The 16,593-nt window shown below is 32.1% G+C and carries 11 protein-coding genes and 3 pseudogenes; 7 read left to right on the top strand and 7 right to left on the bottom strand.

The genetic code is table 11. From position 1 onward, the window contains the following. Window positions 1-418: 418 nt before the first annotated feature. Window positions 419-1,348 (top strand): hypothetical protein, encoded by a 930-nt coding sequence (locus tag NHG49_RS31065; RefSeq protein ID WP_258127218.1) that lies wholly within the window; start codon window positions 419-421, stop codon window positions 1,346-1,348. A gap of 443 nt (window positions 1,349-1,791) precedes the next feature. Here the strand turns inward: NHG49_RS31065 and NHG49_RS31070 are convergent, their stop codons facing one another. Beyond that, window positions 1,792-2,106: a hypothetical protein gene (locus tag NHG49_RS31070; protein ID WP_258127219.1), complete on the bottom strand. Its 315-nt coding sequence runs from the start codon at window positions 2,104-2,106 to the stop codon at window positions 1,792-1,794. 176 nt (window positions 2,107-2,282) lie between these two features. After that, a pseudogene (locus NHG49_RS31840) lies at window positions 2,283-3,398 on the bottom strand (RNA-guided endonuclease TnpB family protein); the annotation flags it as partial. Between the two features lie 524 nt (window positions 3,399-3,922). Here NHG49_RS31840 and NHG49_RS31085 point away from each other — a divergent pair. Further along, window positions 3,923-4,231 carry a hypothetical protein gene (locus NHG49_RS31085; protein ID WP_258127220.1) on the top strand — a complete coding sequence of 103 codons (309 nt, stop codon included), beginning with the start codon at window positions 3,923-3,925 and terminating at the stop codon, window positions 4,229-4,231. Between the two features lie 265 nt (window positions 4,232-4,496). On the opposite strand, the gene NHG49_RS31090 is transcribed toward NHG49_RS31085, so the two are convergent. Further along, entirely contained in the window at window positions 4,497-4,922 is a 426-nt protein-coding gene (locus NHG49_RS31090) for a DUF4879 domain-containing protein (RefSeq protein ID WP_258127221.1), read from the bottom strand. A 1,556-nt stretch (window positions 4,923-6,478) separates the two neighbouring features. Between NHG49_RS31090 and NHG49_RS31095 the strand changes: the two genes are divergently transcribed. Together NHG49_RS31095 and NHG49_RS31100 are read left to right on the top strand one after the other, a co-directional pair. Continuing rightward, window positions 6,479-7,909, top strand: coding sequence for an IS4 family transposase (locus NHG49_RS31095; RefSeq protein WP_258127222.1), 1,431 nt, complete (start codon window positions 6,479-6,481; stop codon window positions 7,907-7,909). A gap of 64 nt (window positions 7,910-7,973) precedes the next feature. Further along, window positions 7,974-8,635: pseudogene (locus NHG49_RS31100) on the top strand (transposase); the annotation flags it as partial. 120 nt (window positions 8,636-8,755) lie between these two features. Here NHG49_RS31100 and NHG49_RS31105 read toward each other — a convergent pair. The 4 genes and pseudogenes from NHG49_RS31105 to NHG49_RS31115 all read right to left on the bottom strand — a co-directional run bounded on the left by NHG49_RS31105 (window position 8,756) and on the right by NHG49_RS31115 (window position 13,739). Then, on the bottom strand, window positions 8,756-9,142 hold the full coding sequence (locus NHG49_RS31105) for a hypothetical protein (RefSeq protein WP_258127223.1): 387 nt from the start codon (window positions 9,140-9,142) through the stop codon (window positions 8,756-8,758). A 184-nt stretch (window positions 9,143-9,326) separates the two neighbouring features. Further along, window positions 9,327-9,421 (bottom strand): annotated as a pseudogene (locus tag NHG49_RS31845) (RNA-guided endonuclease TnpB family protein); the annotation flags it as partial. Between the two features lie 789 nt (window positions 9,422-10,210). Further along, window positions 10,211-11,527 carry an HlyD family secretion protein gene (locus tag NHG49_RS31110; RefSeq protein ID WP_258127224.1) on the bottom strand — a complete coding sequence of 439 codons (1,317 nt, stop codon included), beginning with the start codon at window positions 11,525-11,527 and terminating at the stop codon, window positions 10,211-10,213. Then, entirely contained in the window at window positions 11,520-13,739 is a 2,220-nt protein-coding gene (locus tag NHG49_RS31115; protein ID WP_258127225.1) for a peptidase domain-containing ABC transporter, read from the bottom strand. The genes NHG49_RS31110 and NHG49_RS31115 overlap by 8 nt, the downstream gene beginning before the upstream one ends. 174 nt (window positions 13,740-13,913) lie before the next feature. Between NHG49_RS31115 and NHG49_RS31120 the strand changes: the two genes are divergently transcribed. From NHG49_RS31120 to tnpB, 3 genes are all read left to right on the top strand, one after another. Then, entirely contained in the window at window positions 13,914-14,126 is a 213-nt protein-coding gene (locus tag NHG49_RS31120; protein WP_258127226.1) for a hypothetical protein, read from the top strand. 222 nt (window positions 14,127-14,348) lie between these two features. Further along, window positions 14,349-15,050 carry a CPBP family intramembrane glutamic endopeptidase gene (locus NHG49_RS31125; RefSeq protein ID WP_258127227.1) on the top strand — a complete coding sequence of 234 codons (702 nt, stop codon included), beginning with the start codon at window positions 14,349-14,351 and terminating at the stop codon, window positions 15,048-15,050. Window positions 15,051-15,271: 221 nt separating this feature from the next. Then, window positions 15,272-16,393, top strand: a complete 1,122-nt coding sequence (gene tnpB / locus NHG49_RS31130) for an IS200/IS605 family element RNA-guided endonuclease TnpB (RefSeq protein WP_258127228.1) — start codon at window positions 15,272-15,274, stop codon at window positions 16,391-16,393. Window positions 16,394-16,593: the final 200 nt, after the last annotated feature.

Genomic DNA, 16,593 nt, shown 5'->3' on the forward strand with positions numbered 1-16,593 from the left:
TGGTGAACCCCAATAGTATACAAAAAAAGTAGGCTTACGGCCTACCGACATTCATCTCCCACCTAAAATTGATGTTTCAAACCTTCACATTTTTGAGGAAGGAGTCTTCTGACGGAAAATGATAAACATAAAGATGTATATTAATTAAACCTGAAATCCGGATATATTCTTTTTACTATACTTGAACTTATTGAAATGTTTGTGAACTTTCCATCAAACAGTCAATACAAATTGTGATACCTCCACAAGAAAACTAGGTTTAACAAGCGAAATGAATACATTTACATACTGTCTTTTACACAAATAGTAATATTAATATAGCTTTAAAGTTTGTAAACATGGTATTTAAAAGGTTAGTTGTCAAATAATTTGAAGAGGAATAGAATTAATTTTGCAAGATAATGAAGGAGGAAAAGAAATGAAAAAGAAACTACTTATAATTCCCTTTGCTACATTAACTCTATTAACACCAGTTACATCTAGTCTAGCTGCAACTAATGAAAATCAACCTGTACAGTCACTACAAACCAGCGGTGTACAATACAACAAAGTTCAAAATGTTGATTTAGGACAACTTATTAATCAAGCAGCAAAAGCCTATGTAGCACACAATTATGGAAAAAATGTTCCCATAGAAAGTATCAAAATAAATAATTTAGAAGAAAAATTTGGGTATGTTAAAACACCTACTCTTATCAGTAAAGGTCGACCTGAAGTTAAAAGTTTTATGACACATAAAGGTACTAATACTAGTTCTAAAAACTCTCTTGACATAACTCACCAATTTACACATGCTTTAGCGAATCAAACTTCACTTACAAAAACAATTACGAACACCCATGCCGGTGGACTGAAATTTACGTATAAGCAAACCATAGGTGCTGAGCCATTGAAGACTGAATGGTCGACAGAAGCATCCTACACATATACAAACTCTGCTGCGGAGGCAAATATGCAATCTCAGACTGCAACAGGCACTTATCAGGTAAATGCAAAAGCGACCCTTGCACCTAACACAAACGCTATGCTAACATCTAAAGTATATGCTTCTAGGGCCAGTTATTCTGTAAAAACAATGAGCTTCTTTACTGGGTCCGTACAAATCAAATACAAATACCCTAATAAATGGAGAACAGAAACAGTACAATTAGATGACCTTTTCGCATTAATAGATGACCAAAACCGAAACATGTATGCGAATTCTTATAAAGTTTGGAGTAGTGGATACGACGATCCAAAAACAAATGAATATGTTTCTGCATTAGCATTTGAAGGTGAAGCAATCTTTGAATGTGATAGTGATTGGTATGCTGAAACAACGCTTGAGGACATGAAAGAAAACAACTGAGATAAATGCAATACACTTTCAAAATAAAAATCAATACCAAAATTGATTTACACACTTATAATTTGTAACTAATGTAGTTTCTATAACTTAGCTAGAGTTAAGTTATAGAGAAAGATGTGTGAAATAGTCCCTCACTATTAATGGAAGCGGACTATTTCACATATAATAGATATTCATTGCTTATAAAGGTCCTATCAAAAAGTTCATAATGTTTGCATTAATGTATTTTATCAATGTTATTCTGTCATTACATCGCTAGCAGGTTTTGACCTACATTCAAATAAACACTTATAGACGATTATTGTGGTTCAATATAAACTTCTTTTACATTACTGATTCCATTAATTTGTATTTTCATTCTTTTTTGCGTAATTTTTATTTTACAAAATCTGTTTAGTTTCTCATTTCAATGAAAACGATTCTGTCAATATAAAAAGAGGCACTTAGTGTCCCTTTTCTACTTTTTCTGCTGTATTTTCGTCAGTGTAAATAGCTTCTTTTATGGAGACTCCAGTTTTTACTTCTTTCTTAATATCCGATTTTACATCACTTGGATTTGTAATAGAAACAGTAATTGGACTTCCACGGAACAGTTCAACGTTAACGTTGAAATTACTTGCAATGATAATTCCTGCGTTCACTAGGTTATCAACAATATCATCAATCTCCATAAATTTATTATCATTACCAGGCTTATTATCTTTATTAAGCATAGAATTTTGATTTAACTGTGTTAATAACTTCTCAATAATGGGCATTATTTGATTGATAATTTGGTTCTGTACTTGATTTACCTATTGATTTGTTATCGAATTTTGTTCCTGTGTTAGATTTTTCATATTCTCTCCTCCTTATCCTATTTGAACTACACAACATTTAATATCCTTATTTAGGTGAACATGATTCTCGCATAGTTGGGCATTTTTGCCCCCACAAAGTATTCTGCTTTGTATTCCAACATGGCTCGAAACTGTGACCATGATACCTCACTAATTGCTTTTGCTAACTTATGATTCTTTAACATATTCGATACTTGCAAATCTTCTATACCGATAACATCGTGGTTTTTGATGATTTCAGTTGAGACTTTGTCCAAGTAATCTTTTCTAGCGATAGTCATGTATTCATGAATTCTAGCTACCTGTACTCGTTGTTTATTCCAGCGAGAAGAACCTTTCATTCTTCTAGAAAGCACACGCTGCGCTTTCGCTAACTTTTCTTCTAACAATCGAAAAAACTTCGGATTTTTATAGATTGTTCCATCTGACAAAATAACGAAATCTTTTAGTCCTACATCCATTCCAATGTAAGATTGTGCTTTTGGAAGTTTTTGTACTTCTGTTTCAACTAACAATGACACAAAGTATCTGCCAGAAGGGTTCCGTCTAACTGTAGCATTTAAAATACGTCCCTTTCTAAATCGAAGTGCTTTTAATATGGTTTCTTTTACGATTTCATCTCAATCGCTCTTTTGTTTCCGTTGTTCTTGAGATGAAATTGAAAAGTAATTATAGTATCCCGAACGGGATACACCAGCTACTTTACAAAAATGACTGACCATATTCCTTACGTTGTATTTTATGATGACAGAACGAATCAAGATGAATTTCTGACTAGGTGATAACGTTATTTCCTTCTCCTCCTCCCTTCCATAAGTTTGATTTTTTTAACAATTCATTTTCCGCCTTTAGTAGGTTTCGTTCGGCTTCTAAACGGGCATACTTCTCTTCTAGCGTGAGCTCTCTCTCAAGAGTTTTCCCAGCGTTTTCAATGCGTGTATCTCGTAAACCAAATACACCATTTTTTCTATAAGCAGCACGCCATCTACTTCCTGATGACATAACTCTTTTCATTCCAATCATATCTATATCAAATCCACATTCTTCAAAAATATTTTGAGGAGCTTTCCTTTTTCATTTTCCTCATTAAAAATATGCTTAAGTTCCTCGGTATAAGTAATACCTTTCTGACTTACAGATTTTACGTATGGGTTACTCGATAAAATTTCAATTTCTCTTTCTGTAAATAGCTTTTTTGTCATTCTGAACATTCCCCGATCCAAATTTTCCTCTTATTATACAAGAACTACCCTATAGAATAGACTTTTTTCGAGTGCCTATTCTATAGGGTACATTTTAATTTTAGAATGTACTTTTTATTATCCCCCTAAATAATCTTAATAATAAGAATGTTAATTATCAATTTTATGTCTATCATAGTGATGTAAAATGATACTAAGCTACACTTTTCTTTAAATCCTTACCCCTAATAAAAATTTAGAGGTTCTTCTATGTTTAAATATAAAATATAGTAAAAAAAGAAATTCATTGGAATGCAGATTGAATTTCTTTCTTTACTTGACTTTTCAAATCAATATATTTTTTGTATATAACAATTATTTGGCGAAGAATCCAGACATCTTTCATTTTATGAATATCTTATACTATAACTTCAACCATTCTTTTATTTAGGGGGGATTTTTTTGTATTAAAATACTCTTTCTTAATCGGTTATAAAAGAGGAAAAAACACCTCCTTTAGAAAATATATACATAAACTTATATTCAGGAGTGTGATGCCTTTGAAACAGTTTAAAGAGATTTTAGAAAAAGGAGCGATACCTATCGGTCAATCCGATAAATTAGGAAAATCGTTGCGACAATTTGATGAAATACAATATAAAAATGAAACATATATCATTGTTTGGCATCCCATTTATAATGAATTTGTCGGCTCTCATGAATCAGGGAATTGGATTTCTCATACTGATTTACATAAATCTGTTTGGATAAAAAATTTAAAAGACTCTTTTGTTATGAAAACACGAAAAGGTTCTAACATCTTTGTTAGAACCTTTTCCAAATACTTTCTAGGGATTTCATAAAAAACGAAAGTAAATATATTATTTCATAAATAACAAAAACATATTTTTGAAAAAACATTAAAATTCTCCTTAAAGCACGCTCCTTAATGTCCGCTAATGCTTATTGCGTGACTTCGTTCCATTACTACACAGACTCCGTTACTAGCTCATGATACAATAAAGAAACAATTTATATTTTTCAAGTCAGATTGGAAACCTAGCTTGTTATCTACCAAAAATAATCCCCACACAATGCGTGGGGATTATTTTACTATGGATTAAGTGATTATTTAATGTATATAGAAGTTCGTAATGTATTTCTAGGATAGTTTATTGAAGTTTTTTGATACTCGAAAGTTCCCTCTTTAAACTTTGATACATCCCATTTATACTCCCAACCAACTATAGGGTTACCACCAATTATTTGTGAACCAACACTTTTCACATCAAATCCGTCCATTTTTGCAAAAGGAAATTGACCATAACCAATTTCTCTTGTATAAACATATAAATAACTTCCACCATGATCTCTAGTTGTACTAAAACTATTAGGATTAATAGTTTCTACCCCACCTAATTGCGATTCCACTTTAACCACATTTAAAGAAGTTAACGGTGCTGCTGGTCCTGCTGATGCCTCAGGTGCCATTCCTAAACCTACTACTGCTGCCATTGTTAACGAAGATATCCCTAATGCAACTTTTTTTAACATATAAACATCCCCTTCTTTTTATATAAGTACAACTTTGATATTAACAGAAATCCATAAGAATATTCCTCATTTTGAAAACGTTAACAAATTATACTTTTTTAGATATGCAATTTAGCATATCCATTGACATACAGGATAATCAATCCACTATATTCTCATAAAAAAAATGGTTGTCTATACAATATTTTGGTAAAGTGTAGGTATTATTTAAGAAGGTAAAGCTAATATAGATTAAATAAATAACGTAAAGAGATTGTTTTATTGCATAAAAAAAGGCTCCATTGCTGGAGCGCTCAAAACATATTATAAGTAAATGAATTAAAATAAATATCAGACAATTAAAATATACAGGTGAACTACTCGCCACTTAGCAAAGCTTAAAGTGGGAGCTTCTCAGTTCCACGACGAAAGTAACCTTTCGTCTCCCTGAGCGTTACTTCGGGGTGTTCCACCCCCTAGATGTCCAACGCTTGGATGCTCTCTTGGTACGGTTGATATTTTACGCAGGAATCGAATGGCTTGGTTTTCGCACTCTCTTTTCTTCCTGCAACCTCATATATCAAGTTATCAAAGAACTTCATATAGCTAGTTTATCAAAAGTGTTTGGCTATGCCAAACCGAAATTCATCTCCCACTTAACGTTCGGCTATCGCCCTTCACACGCTTGAAGAAGGAGAATTCTTTCATTAAAAAATAAAATGAATATTACACCTACTAATTTTAACTTTACAAATTCCGATATATTTTGAAAGTAAAAACAAATAACAGATCTTTCTTGTTATGTGTTTTTTCATTTTGGTTAGGTAACTCCTATTATAAAGTAAACAGTATATTATTTTAATACCTTTTACACTTTCATTTAATACGGTGCTGAATGTGGACTAATCCTTGTTGCGTGATTAGGTTACATTGCTACACTGATTACAAATTCAAACAGATCTTTGAGTGCTGCCTATTGTTTTCTGAGTGACCCAAAAAAGAAGGAATCGTTGCCATGCCCTTAAAGTTATATTTAAAGATATGTGAAATAGTCCCTCAATCTTAATTAAAGTGGACTATTTCACATTTTATAAATATCCCTTACTTATAGAGATATTATTAATTAAGTTTATCAATGTTACCCTGTCATCACTTCGTTATCAAGCTTTTGACCTACATGGTATTACTATATATACCTATCAACTTAAATTTTTTAGTACTCAAAAATGAAATTTTGTGTTAAATTATAAAAAAAATTCTGTTTTTGGATAATTTATTTTATTAGGATGCGGGGGCTACCCCATCGCTATCAACCTAATAAAACAAAATACCCCCTAAAATACAAATATACGCTATTCTTTCTGTAGAATCCTAGGAAAGGATGGCGTTTTTTTATGTCTATTACAACTATTTGCTCAAGAGATTCAAAAATTTTTATCTCCAAATACCTTATGGGTTCTTGCTAGAATTGTTGGTTTCGTGCACATCACTATCAAGCTAACAAAACAAAATACCTCCTAAAATGAAAAAATACGCTATGCTTTCTGTAGAATCATAGGAAAGGATGGCGTTTTTATATGTCTATTTCTGTATCTGATGAATTACAACTATTTGCTCAAGAAATTCAAAGCTTCTTATCCCCAAATATCTTACGAGATTTTGCTAGAGATGTTGGTTTTGTTCAACGAACCAGTAAGTACCAAGCAAAAGATTTAGTCGCTTTATGTGTATGGATGAATCAAAATGTCGCTACGACGTCTTTAACTCAGTTATCTAGCTGTTTAGAAGCATCGACAGAAGTGCTCATCAGTCCCGAGGGACTGAATCAACGATTTAATAAAGCAGCCGTCCAATTTTTACAACACACACTATCCGAACTACTAAACCAAAAATTAACCTCATCTATACCGATTTCTTCTCCATATACTTCTGTTTTCAAGCGTATTCGTATTTTAGATTCAACTGCATTTCAACTTCCAGATCTTTTTTCGTTTGTTTATCCAGGTGCAGGAGGATGCAGCCATACAGCGGGAGTAAAGATTCAGCTTGAGTATGATTTATTAAGTGGACAGTTCCTTCATATTCATACAGGTCCAGGTAAACAACATGATCGAACCTACGGTTCCCTGTGTGCCCCAACTGTAACAGCGAATGATTTATGTATCCGAGATTTAGGTTATTTCCATTTGAAAGATCTTCAACATATACAAGATAAAAAGGCTTATTATATCTCACGTATCAAATCGAATACACGTATTTATCAAAAAAATCCTAATCCTGATTATTTTCAAGATGGCAGAATCAAGAAAGGTACAGAGTATATCCAAATAGATATGGAGGTTTTAATGAACTCTCTTCAACCAGGACAAACATATGAAATATCCAACGCGTATGTAGGAATGACGGATAAAGTCCCAACTCGTGTGATTATTCATCGACTAACAAAAGAACAAAAACAAAAACGATTACAAGATCAAACTGTAAGAGAAAAAAAGAAAGGAATGAAGTATTCTGCTCGTAGTAAACGACTTAGCGGTATCAATGTATATATGACAAATACCCCTACAGATATTGTCCCGATGGGGCAGGTGCATGATTGGTATTCTTTACGTTGGCAAATCGAGATTTTATTTAAAACGTGGAAATCATTCTTTCATATTCATCATTGTAAAAAGATAAAACGAGAACGATTGGAATGCCATTTGTATGGAAAACTGATTGCCATTCTACTCTGTTCTTCTACCATGTTTCAAATGCGGCAATTACTTCTTATGAAAAAGAAACGAGAACTGAGTGAATATAAGGCCATATATATGATTAAAGATTACTTTCTTCTTCTTTTCCAAGCTATACAGAAAGACACCCAAGAGCTATCAAAGATTCTAATTCGCCTGTTCAACCTCCTACAGCAAAACGGGAGAAAATCTCATCGATATGAGAAGAAAACAGTCTTTGATATATTAGGTGTCGTTTACAATTGTACCATGTCTGATAATCAAGCGGCTTAATTCAAAAAAATGAAACAATCTCGCCTAAAATTGACTTTGTATAAGCTTAGCTTGATAGCGATGTGGTTTCGTGCAACGAACCAGTAAATAAAAAGCAAAAGATTTAGTCGCTTTATGTGTATGTAGGAGTCAAAATATTGCTACGACTTTTTTAACTTAATTATCTAGCTGTTTAGAAGCATCAGCAGAAGCATCCAGCAGCTGTCCAATTTTTACAACACCTATTAGCTGAACTACTAAACCAAAAAATGACCACACCTATGCCGATTTCTTCTCCATATACTTCTGTTTTCAAGCTTATTCATATTTTAGATTCAACTGCATTTCAACCTCCAGATTCCTTTTCATTCGTTTATCAAGGTGCCGGAGGGTGCAGCCATACAGCGGGAGTAAAGATTCAGCTTGAGTATGATTTATTAAGTGGACAGTTCCTTCATATTCATCATTGTAAAAAGATAAAACGAGAATGATTGGAATACCATTTGCATGGGCAACTGATTGTCCTTCTACTATGTTTCAAATGCGGCAATTCCTTCTTATGAAAAAGAAACGAAAACTGAGTGAATATAAGGCCATATATATGATTAAAGATTACTTTCTTCTTCTTTTCCAAGCTATACAGAAAGACACTCAAAAGCTATCAAATATTCTAATTCACTACTGTAAAACGGGAGAAAATCTAATCGATATGAGAAGAAAACATTCTTTGATATTATGGGTGTTGTCTGTGAGTATAATGGATTTGGAAAACAAAAAAGCTGCATTATTTTGAGATCTGATCGAGGTTTATTTAGTTTGCTCATTTTTGATTCGTTATTTCTGCCAGAATATGATAAAAAGATGCACTTATTGTACCTCTTCTACTGTATTTTTCTCAGTGTAAACACCTTCTTTTATGGATATCCCTGTTTTTACTTCTTTCTTAACATCCGCTCTTGCATCACTTGGATTTGTAATGGAAACAGTAATTGGGCTTCCACGAAACAGTTCAACGTTAACGTTGAAATTACTTGCAGTAATAATCCCTGCGTTCACTAGGTTATCAACAATATCATCAATCTCCATAAATTTATTATCATTACCAGGTTTATTATCTTTATTAGGCAAAGGGTTTTGACTTAACTGTGTTAATAACTTCTCAATAATGGGCATTATTTGACTGATTATTTGGTTCTGTATTTGTTTTTCCTCTTGATTTGTTATCAAATTTTGTTCCTCAATTTGATTTTTCATATTCTCTCCTCCTTATTTAGGTGACCTTGATTCTTGCATAATTGACTACAGCTATAGGTCTTTTTCCCATTATAAATCCCACATATTATTCTGCTTTATATCCCATCTTGAATCTGAATTATAACTAGAAAACTAGACTGATTATTTTTTCAAGTTTAACATTTTTCAACATATTGCTAACTTATAGATTCTCTATGCCGATTACATCATGGATTTTAATGATTTTGGTAGGGATTTTATCTAAGTAGTTTTTCTTTTATTTGTAATGTGTTCATGGATTCATAAGTTTTCATACTATTTATAATTACTGACTTCCCTCAAATATACGAATATATTTATTTCCCGCAAAAATCTTTATTAATATTTAAGGATTTAAAATATTTATTCCTTACTTGATTTCATTCCTCCTATTATGTTTTTAGTAATCTTATAGACCTCACACTTAATGTACATTATTACCTACTATATGTATATATAATTATAAAGATTTTTTATGCTCGTCGAAAAATAAATACATCTTCATTACCAAATATAACTTGATATAAATGTGAATCCTAAGACTAAACTCGCCATCCCTAACCCTTTTGGATTAACGACGGATTTCTGAAAAATTAAGTGTTCGCAGTCCATTTCTGTTTTGAATAATCTTCAAGGTTAACGTAACTCATTTCCCCTCCTAATACAGCACCTCCCTTACCGTCAATCACAAGTTACGTAGCTAATATTTATCATTTCAACGATATCACGGTGTTTCTTGAACCTATATGGTTACTTGTATTTTCTAACCTGTGTCGTATTATTTGTAGAAAATTCTGGACATGTTTGGCTTGTATAAGCAGGGCTTACATATTCGACTTAAACTCGATAAGTTGTACTAAATGTGGGCTTACACCTCCGACATTCACCTTCCTCATATAATTGCTACTTTACACCCTTACGTATTTGAAGAAAGAGTCTTCTGTCAGGAAATGATAAAAAGAGAATTCTTCAATTGAACTATCCCCACCTTCACTCCATTTATAGGAGGGGGGCTTCTCGTTCACATGATACAAAGAATCCTCCTTATCTTTACTGATTAGAAATAAAATCTAACTTTCTTAGTGCAAATTTCCAAATTTCTTGCTTTCCTGTTATTACAGAAGCACCTCCTACCATCCCCGCGTGTAAATCACCTTGATTGACTGTATGAATTGTTGCTTCTAATTCATACATATACGAATTGGACTCTTTGTCAAATGCAGGATTTGCCGATATATAAGTGACTTTCCCTACTTGCTTATCTGTTTTCTTTAATTGAAAAGAATATTGTACCTTATCTCCCTTTTTAACCCCTTTCACTTCTTGCGCTGACAATAGCATCTTTATTTTCTTTTCATTATCCTTTGAGACAATAGAAATTATTTCTTGTCCAGATTCGATTAAATCACCCGATTGTACTGTCTTTGGGAATTGTATAATGCCATCCTTTAATGCTTTTACACTAGCAGTTTTCCCTTCATTATTCGATTCATCAAATTCTTGTTTTTTTTCAAAAATACTTTGCTCTAAAGATTGAATCCGCTGATTAACCGATATTATCGCATTCTCTTTATATTGATTTAGCGCATATTTCATTTCTTCTTGTTCTCCTTCCTTAATTGATTCAATTTTCTTTCTTTCATTTTCTAATACTTTTATTCTTTTCTCACTTCTCTTTTCTAAGCTATTCTTTTGGGCTTCAAGTAGTTGTACTTTATCATTTACTATTTCTTTCTGTTCCTCAGATATATATTCTTTACCTCTTCGCCTATTTAAAGACGTAATCTCTCTTTGAAGATTTTCTTTTTCTGTAATTAGACCTTGTAAAATATCATCTTGTTCATTAGCAATTTTACTACTATCTAATATCTGCACTTCATTCTCTTTTTCTTTTTGTAAAGATTGATAACCTTGTTCATACCCTTTATATTCTTCTCTTATTTTTACATCTACTCCATCAGAAAATGCTTCCTTCTTAAACTGAATGCTTTTTTTAAATTCTTCTAGCATTCTTTTTTGTCCTTCTAATTGTTTAATAATTTGGTCTAACTGTTTTTGTTTATGAGCTAATTCTTCATTTCTCAGTTGAACTAATACGTCCCCTTTTCTTACTTCATCACCTGGACGAACCATAACTGCTTCCACAACACCCGTCATCTGCGTTCGAATTACACTTACTTCAGACTTAGCCTGTACAATCGCTGTTCCTTTACTAACAATATCTATTTTACCTGTATATGCCCAAATCATAAAAGTGACAATAACAGCGGAAATAAAAAATAGTAACCAAGTAATAAAACGTGGTGGTTTTTTGTCTAATAGCTCTGTACTATCTGTTAGCTGATCAAAAGAATATATCTTACTCATCTTGATTCCCCCGTATTGCATAGGATTGTGATTCTATATGTTCCACATGAACAGTTTGATTCTTCCACAAGCGATAGTATTCCCCTTTTTCAAATAGTAACTTCTCATGGGAACCTTGTTCTATAATAGTTCCTTTTTCCATAACAAAAATCTTATTTGCATGTTGAATTGTACTTAATCTATGTGCAATCATAATCACCGTTGTTCCTTCGGTCCCTAATTTTTTCAACATATCTGTAATGTGTTTTTCTGTTGTAGAGTCTAAGTTACTTGTTGCCTCGTCCAAAATTAAAATATCTGGCTTTTTTAATAATGCTCTTGCAATTGCAAGTCTTTGTTTTTGCCCACCAGATAAATTTGAAGCATTTTCCTCTAACATTGAATCATATCTTAATGGTAATTCACTAATAAATTCATGTATATATGCCTGTTTAGTAGCTTCAATTATTTCTGCTAACGGAACCTGGTTCTCTAATCCAAATCGTAGGTTATCATAAATAGAACCACTGAAGAAAAATGATTCTTGGGATACATATGCTATACGCTCTCTTAAAATAGTTCGATTAATCTCTCTTATATGATAATCATCATAATAAATATCCCCTTGCTGGAAATCATAATAACACATCAATAATTTTGAAATTGTTGTTTTTCCTGAACCACTTTCTCCTACAAAGGCGACTTGACTTCCGGATTCAATAGAAAAATTAATATTATTTAAAACATTACTTCTTGTGCCATAACGAAACGTTACATCACGGCATTCAATTTTTCCAGATAATTGTTTAGGAATAACTTTTCGATGCTCATTTTCACTTTTCTCAATATCCAATTCGAATATTTCATTTAATCGTTCTGCAGCAACAATTGCAGATTGCATTTTCGGTTGTAGTTCAATTAAGTTTTCAACTGGATCTAAAAAATACACCAATAAAGCATTATATGTAATTAATTCGCCAATAGTCATTTTCCCTTGTAAAACTTGAGTAGCACCTATCCAAAGGATTAGAACACCACCAATTAGCTCTAATAGTAATTGGATGCTAGTTTGTAAATTATTAACCTTCCCTAAACGAAATACATAGTTTAATACTTTTATAAAACGATTTTCTACCTGAAAGAAAACTTCCTTTTCTGCATTATATGATTTAATTGTCCCAATACCATTTAGTGACTCAATCATATAAGAATTTAAATTGGCGCTGCTTTCCATTTGTTTTCGATTAAGAACTTCATATGATTTACTGAATATCAAAACAATTATTATGTAAAAAGGGATCATTAAAAGTGTAAGAACAAATAGTGTTTCATTCTTGGTAAATAATATAACGGTACCAAATACAATCATTAAAATATCGATCACCACAGTTACAGCAGTAGTTGATAAGATTTCATGAACTTTACCTGCATCTGAAAAGCGAGAAATGATTTCTCCAACTTTTCTAGTCTCAAAAAAATTCATTGGTAATTGAATAACGTGTCTGTAGTATCCCAACATTAGTTGTATATCAATTCTCCGACTGAAATATAAAATTAAATGTGTCCTAAAGTAAGATAATACAACTTTAAAAACATATAAAATAATCATTCCTAATGAAACGATATTTAATGTATTCAATAATTGATGAGGAACTATATCATCAATTAAGAATTGAAAATAAAACATCCCAATTAATCCGAAAATATTCAGGAATATCGAAACGAAAAATAAAGGTACCAACAGATTCATTTGTGATTTTAATAAGCTAAAAAACTGAGCTAAGATACTAATAGAGCCCTTTTCTTTTTTGAAATATTTATTCGGTTGAAGTAAGACAAGAACATTTGTCCATATATCTTGAAAATCATTCAAACTATATGTAATTAAACCCTTATCAGGATCTGCAATATATACCTTATTCTTTTTTATTTTATAAATAACCACATAATGTAAAAATCCTTCATCTACAATTACATGTGCGATTACTGGTAAAGAGATTTCAGTTATAGCACTAATATCAGTTGCTCTAACAGCTCTAGCATCAAAACCTAATCGCTCTGATGCTTCTACTAAACCTGCTACATTTGTCCCCTGTAAATCTGTACCTGCACTTTCTCTAATTTTAGAAATAGATACTGAAAGTCCATAATGCTTAGAAATCATGGCCAGACAAGCCGGTCCACAATCCTTAAGATCATGTTGTCTAATTAATGGAAATGACCTTTTTCTCAAAAAATTACCTTCTTTCTGAATTAAGTAAATATGCATTTTTGCATATAATGTTACGAATATTAAAATTCGCTAGACATCTGACTTTATATTTCTATATAATACAATACACCGGTTACATTTTACATCTAATATTAGATAAAAAAATAACAAAACATTGATTGGAGAATATTATTTATGGAACTTAAATTACAAAATTTAACTCAAAAAGAAATGCAATGTATCGATGGTGGTAAAGGTAAGAAAACAAAAAGTAAAGGTAAAAAAAGAGACTGGGAATCTATTATCGAATATGGAACTGAAGCAATAAAATGGGCTGGTAAAAATGCTGGTGGAGCAGGAAAAATTGATGCTAGATATAAACATGGTGCTCCTGGACGTAAAGCTTAATATATACGCTGAACCCCTAATCAATATTGATTAGGGGTTCAGCGTATATATTTAGTTATACCACTTTCAAATATCTTAAGTTATAATAAAATTTTCTTATTAAATAAAAAAACAAAACATTTGAAGTGTTTATTTCATGATATTTATCTTAAAAATTTATACCTTATTTCTAACGGGAAACTCGTTGGAAATAAGACATGAAATAGAAAGGACTTAACAGATTTGACTAATTTACAAGATCAAAATTTCATTACGTGGAAGCAATTTATTTCAGGTTCATTAATAATTTCTATTATTGTACCAATTGTTATTGGAATTTCATTAAGAATCGTGTTTTCATTAAATTTCATTCAACAGGCATATAATAATAACACTCTAAAAATATCAGAAAATTTCTTATTAGATCTTTTTATACTTTTATTCACAATCGGTTTTATTTTGACATACAAGCCTTTTTATAATCTAGTATTATATACACTTAACATTGAGCCTCTAAAACAAGGCAAAACATATCTATATATTTTAATTGCAACTATAAGTACTATACTTTTAGATAAAACAACGAATCTCCTCCCAAACGATTCAGGAAATATACAAGCAACAACTTTAGGATTAGATACATTATCTGAACAATCCACACTAATATATGCTATTGCTATGTTGTCATTTATATTATTAGGGCCTGTTTTTGAAGAGATTTTTTATCATGGGATTATTCTTAGGTTTTTAGAAGTCAAGCATACTTTTTTAATAGGTTTAATTGTATCTAGTTTTTTATTCGGTTTGGCCCATAGCTATGACTTTATATTTGTCATTTTTGCAACGCTAACAGCAATAATAGATGGTCTACTTTACAAAAAGACCCGATCAATAATTACAGTTTTATTTGGACACATAATTTATAATTTGTATGTATTTATATAAATACTTCTTTTATCATTTTAGCCAAGAAGACTCCTTCCTCAAGGAACGTGAAGGGCCACAGCTGGGAGATGAATTGGCTTCGGACAAGGGATGGAAGGAAGCCATCTTAATTGTTCGACAGGTAGTAAAGTGTTACTTGACAAATTGTCAGGATCACTTTACTATCTACCGAATGTATGTTCAGTGTATAATAGACATATATCGAAATGGAGGTGAAACTTATGATTATCAATAAAGCATATAAATTTCGTGTATATCCAAATAAAGCACAAGCAACTCTAATCAATAAAACGATTGGTTGTTCTCGTTTTGTATTTAATCATTTCCTATCTCTATGGGATAACGCGTACAAAAAAACAGGAAAAGGTTTGACATATGGTACATGCTCTGCCAAACTTCCTGCCATGAAGAAAGAATTTTTTTGGCTAAAAGAAGTGGATAGTATTGCTATTCAGTCTTCTGTTCGCAACCTTACGGATGCTTATACACGTTTTTTCAAAAAACAAAACAGTGCCCCGCGTTTCAAATCTAAGAAGAACATTGTACAATCTTACACCACAAAACAAACAAATGAAAATATTGCAGTTGTAGGAAATAAAATTAAATTGCCAAAACTAGGTCTTGTTCGATTTGTCAAAAGTCGTGAAGTAAACGGACGTATTTTAAACGCTACGGTTAGACGGAACCCTTCTGGTAGATACTTTGTGTCATTGTTAGTGGAAACAGAAGTGCAAGAATTTCCAAAGACACATTCTTACACTGGAATTGATGTAGGACTAAAAGATTTCGCCATTTTGTCAGATGGAACAACCTATAAAAATCCTAAGTTTTTTCGATCATTAGAAGAGAAGTTGGCGAAAGCACAGCGTGTTCTTTCTAGAAGAATGAAAGGATCTTCTCGCTGGAATAAACAACGGGTAAAGGTAGCTAGAATTCATGAATACATGACAAACGCTAGAAAAGATTACTTGGACAAAGTCTCAACTGAAATCATCAAAAACCACGATGTTATCGGTATAGAAGATTTGCAAGTATCGAATATGTTAAAAAATCATAAGTTAGCAAAAGCAATTAGTGAGGTATCATGGTCACAGTTTCGAACCATGTTGGAATATAAAGCAAAATGGTTCGGCAAACAAGTCATTGTCGTATCGAAAACATTTGCTTCCAGCCAATTATGTTCTTGTTGTGGATATCAAAACAAAGACGTTAAAAATCTAAACCTACGTAAATGGGAATGCCCTTCTTGTCGTACACATCATGATAGGGATATTAACGCAAGTATCAATCTAAAGAATGAAGCGATAAGGCTTCTAACCGCAAGGGCTGCGGAGATAGCCTAATAAATTAGAGTTCGATAGAACTCTTTACTTAGGAATCCCCCACTTCTAAACGAAGTGAAAGTGGGGGTAGTTCAATAGAGAGTTTTAGAAAATAAAGTTTTAAGTACGGAAATATGAAAAATATTCGAGGAACATAAGGGGCCGATAGTAATTACCTTATATTGAAGGATCCCCCTTTGATTAAGTTTTTCACACGGGTC

This window comes from Bacillus sp. IBL03825 (assembly GCF_024712505.1).
GTDB classification, from domain to species: domain Bacteria; phylum Bacillota; class Bacilli; order Bacillales; family Bacillaceae_G; genus Bacillus_A; species Bacillus_A wiedmannii.

Coding starts and splice junctions, on each gene's coding strand:
- NHG49_RS31085 (WP_258127220.1), top strand. CDS start 3,923: ATGCCTTTGAAACAGTTTAAAGAGATTTTAGAAAAAGGAGCGATACCT.
- NHG49_RS31070 (WP_258127219.1), bottom strand. CDS start 2,106: ATGCCCATTATTGAGAAGTTATTAACACAGTTAAATCAAAATTCTATG.
- NHG49_RS31065 (WP_258127218.1), top strand. CDS start 419: ATGAAAAAGAAACTACTTATAATTCCCTTTGCTACATTAACTCTATTA.
- NHG49_RS31120 (WP_258127226.1), top strand. CDS start 13,914: ATGGAACTTAAATTACAAAATTTAACTCAAAAAGAAATGCAATGTATC.
- NHG49_RS31110 (WP_258127224.1), bottom strand. CDS start 11,527: ATGAGTAAGATATATTCTTTTGATCAGCTAACAGATAGTACAGAGCTA.
- tnpB (WP_258127228.1), top strand. CDS start 15,272: ATGATTATCAATAAAGCATATAAATTTCGTGTATATCCAAATAAAGCA.
- NHG49_RS31095 (WP_258127222.1), top strand. CDS start 6,479: ATGTCTATTTCTGTATCTGATGAATTACAACTATTTGCTCAAGAAATT.
- NHG49_RS31105 (WP_258127223.1), bottom strand. CDS start 9,142: ATGAAAAATCAAATTGAGGAACAAAATTTGATAACAAATCAAGAGGAA.
- NHG49_RS31090 (WP_258127221.1), bottom strand. CDS start 4,922: ATGTTAAAAAAAGTTGCATTAGGGATATCTTCGTTAACAATGGCAGCA.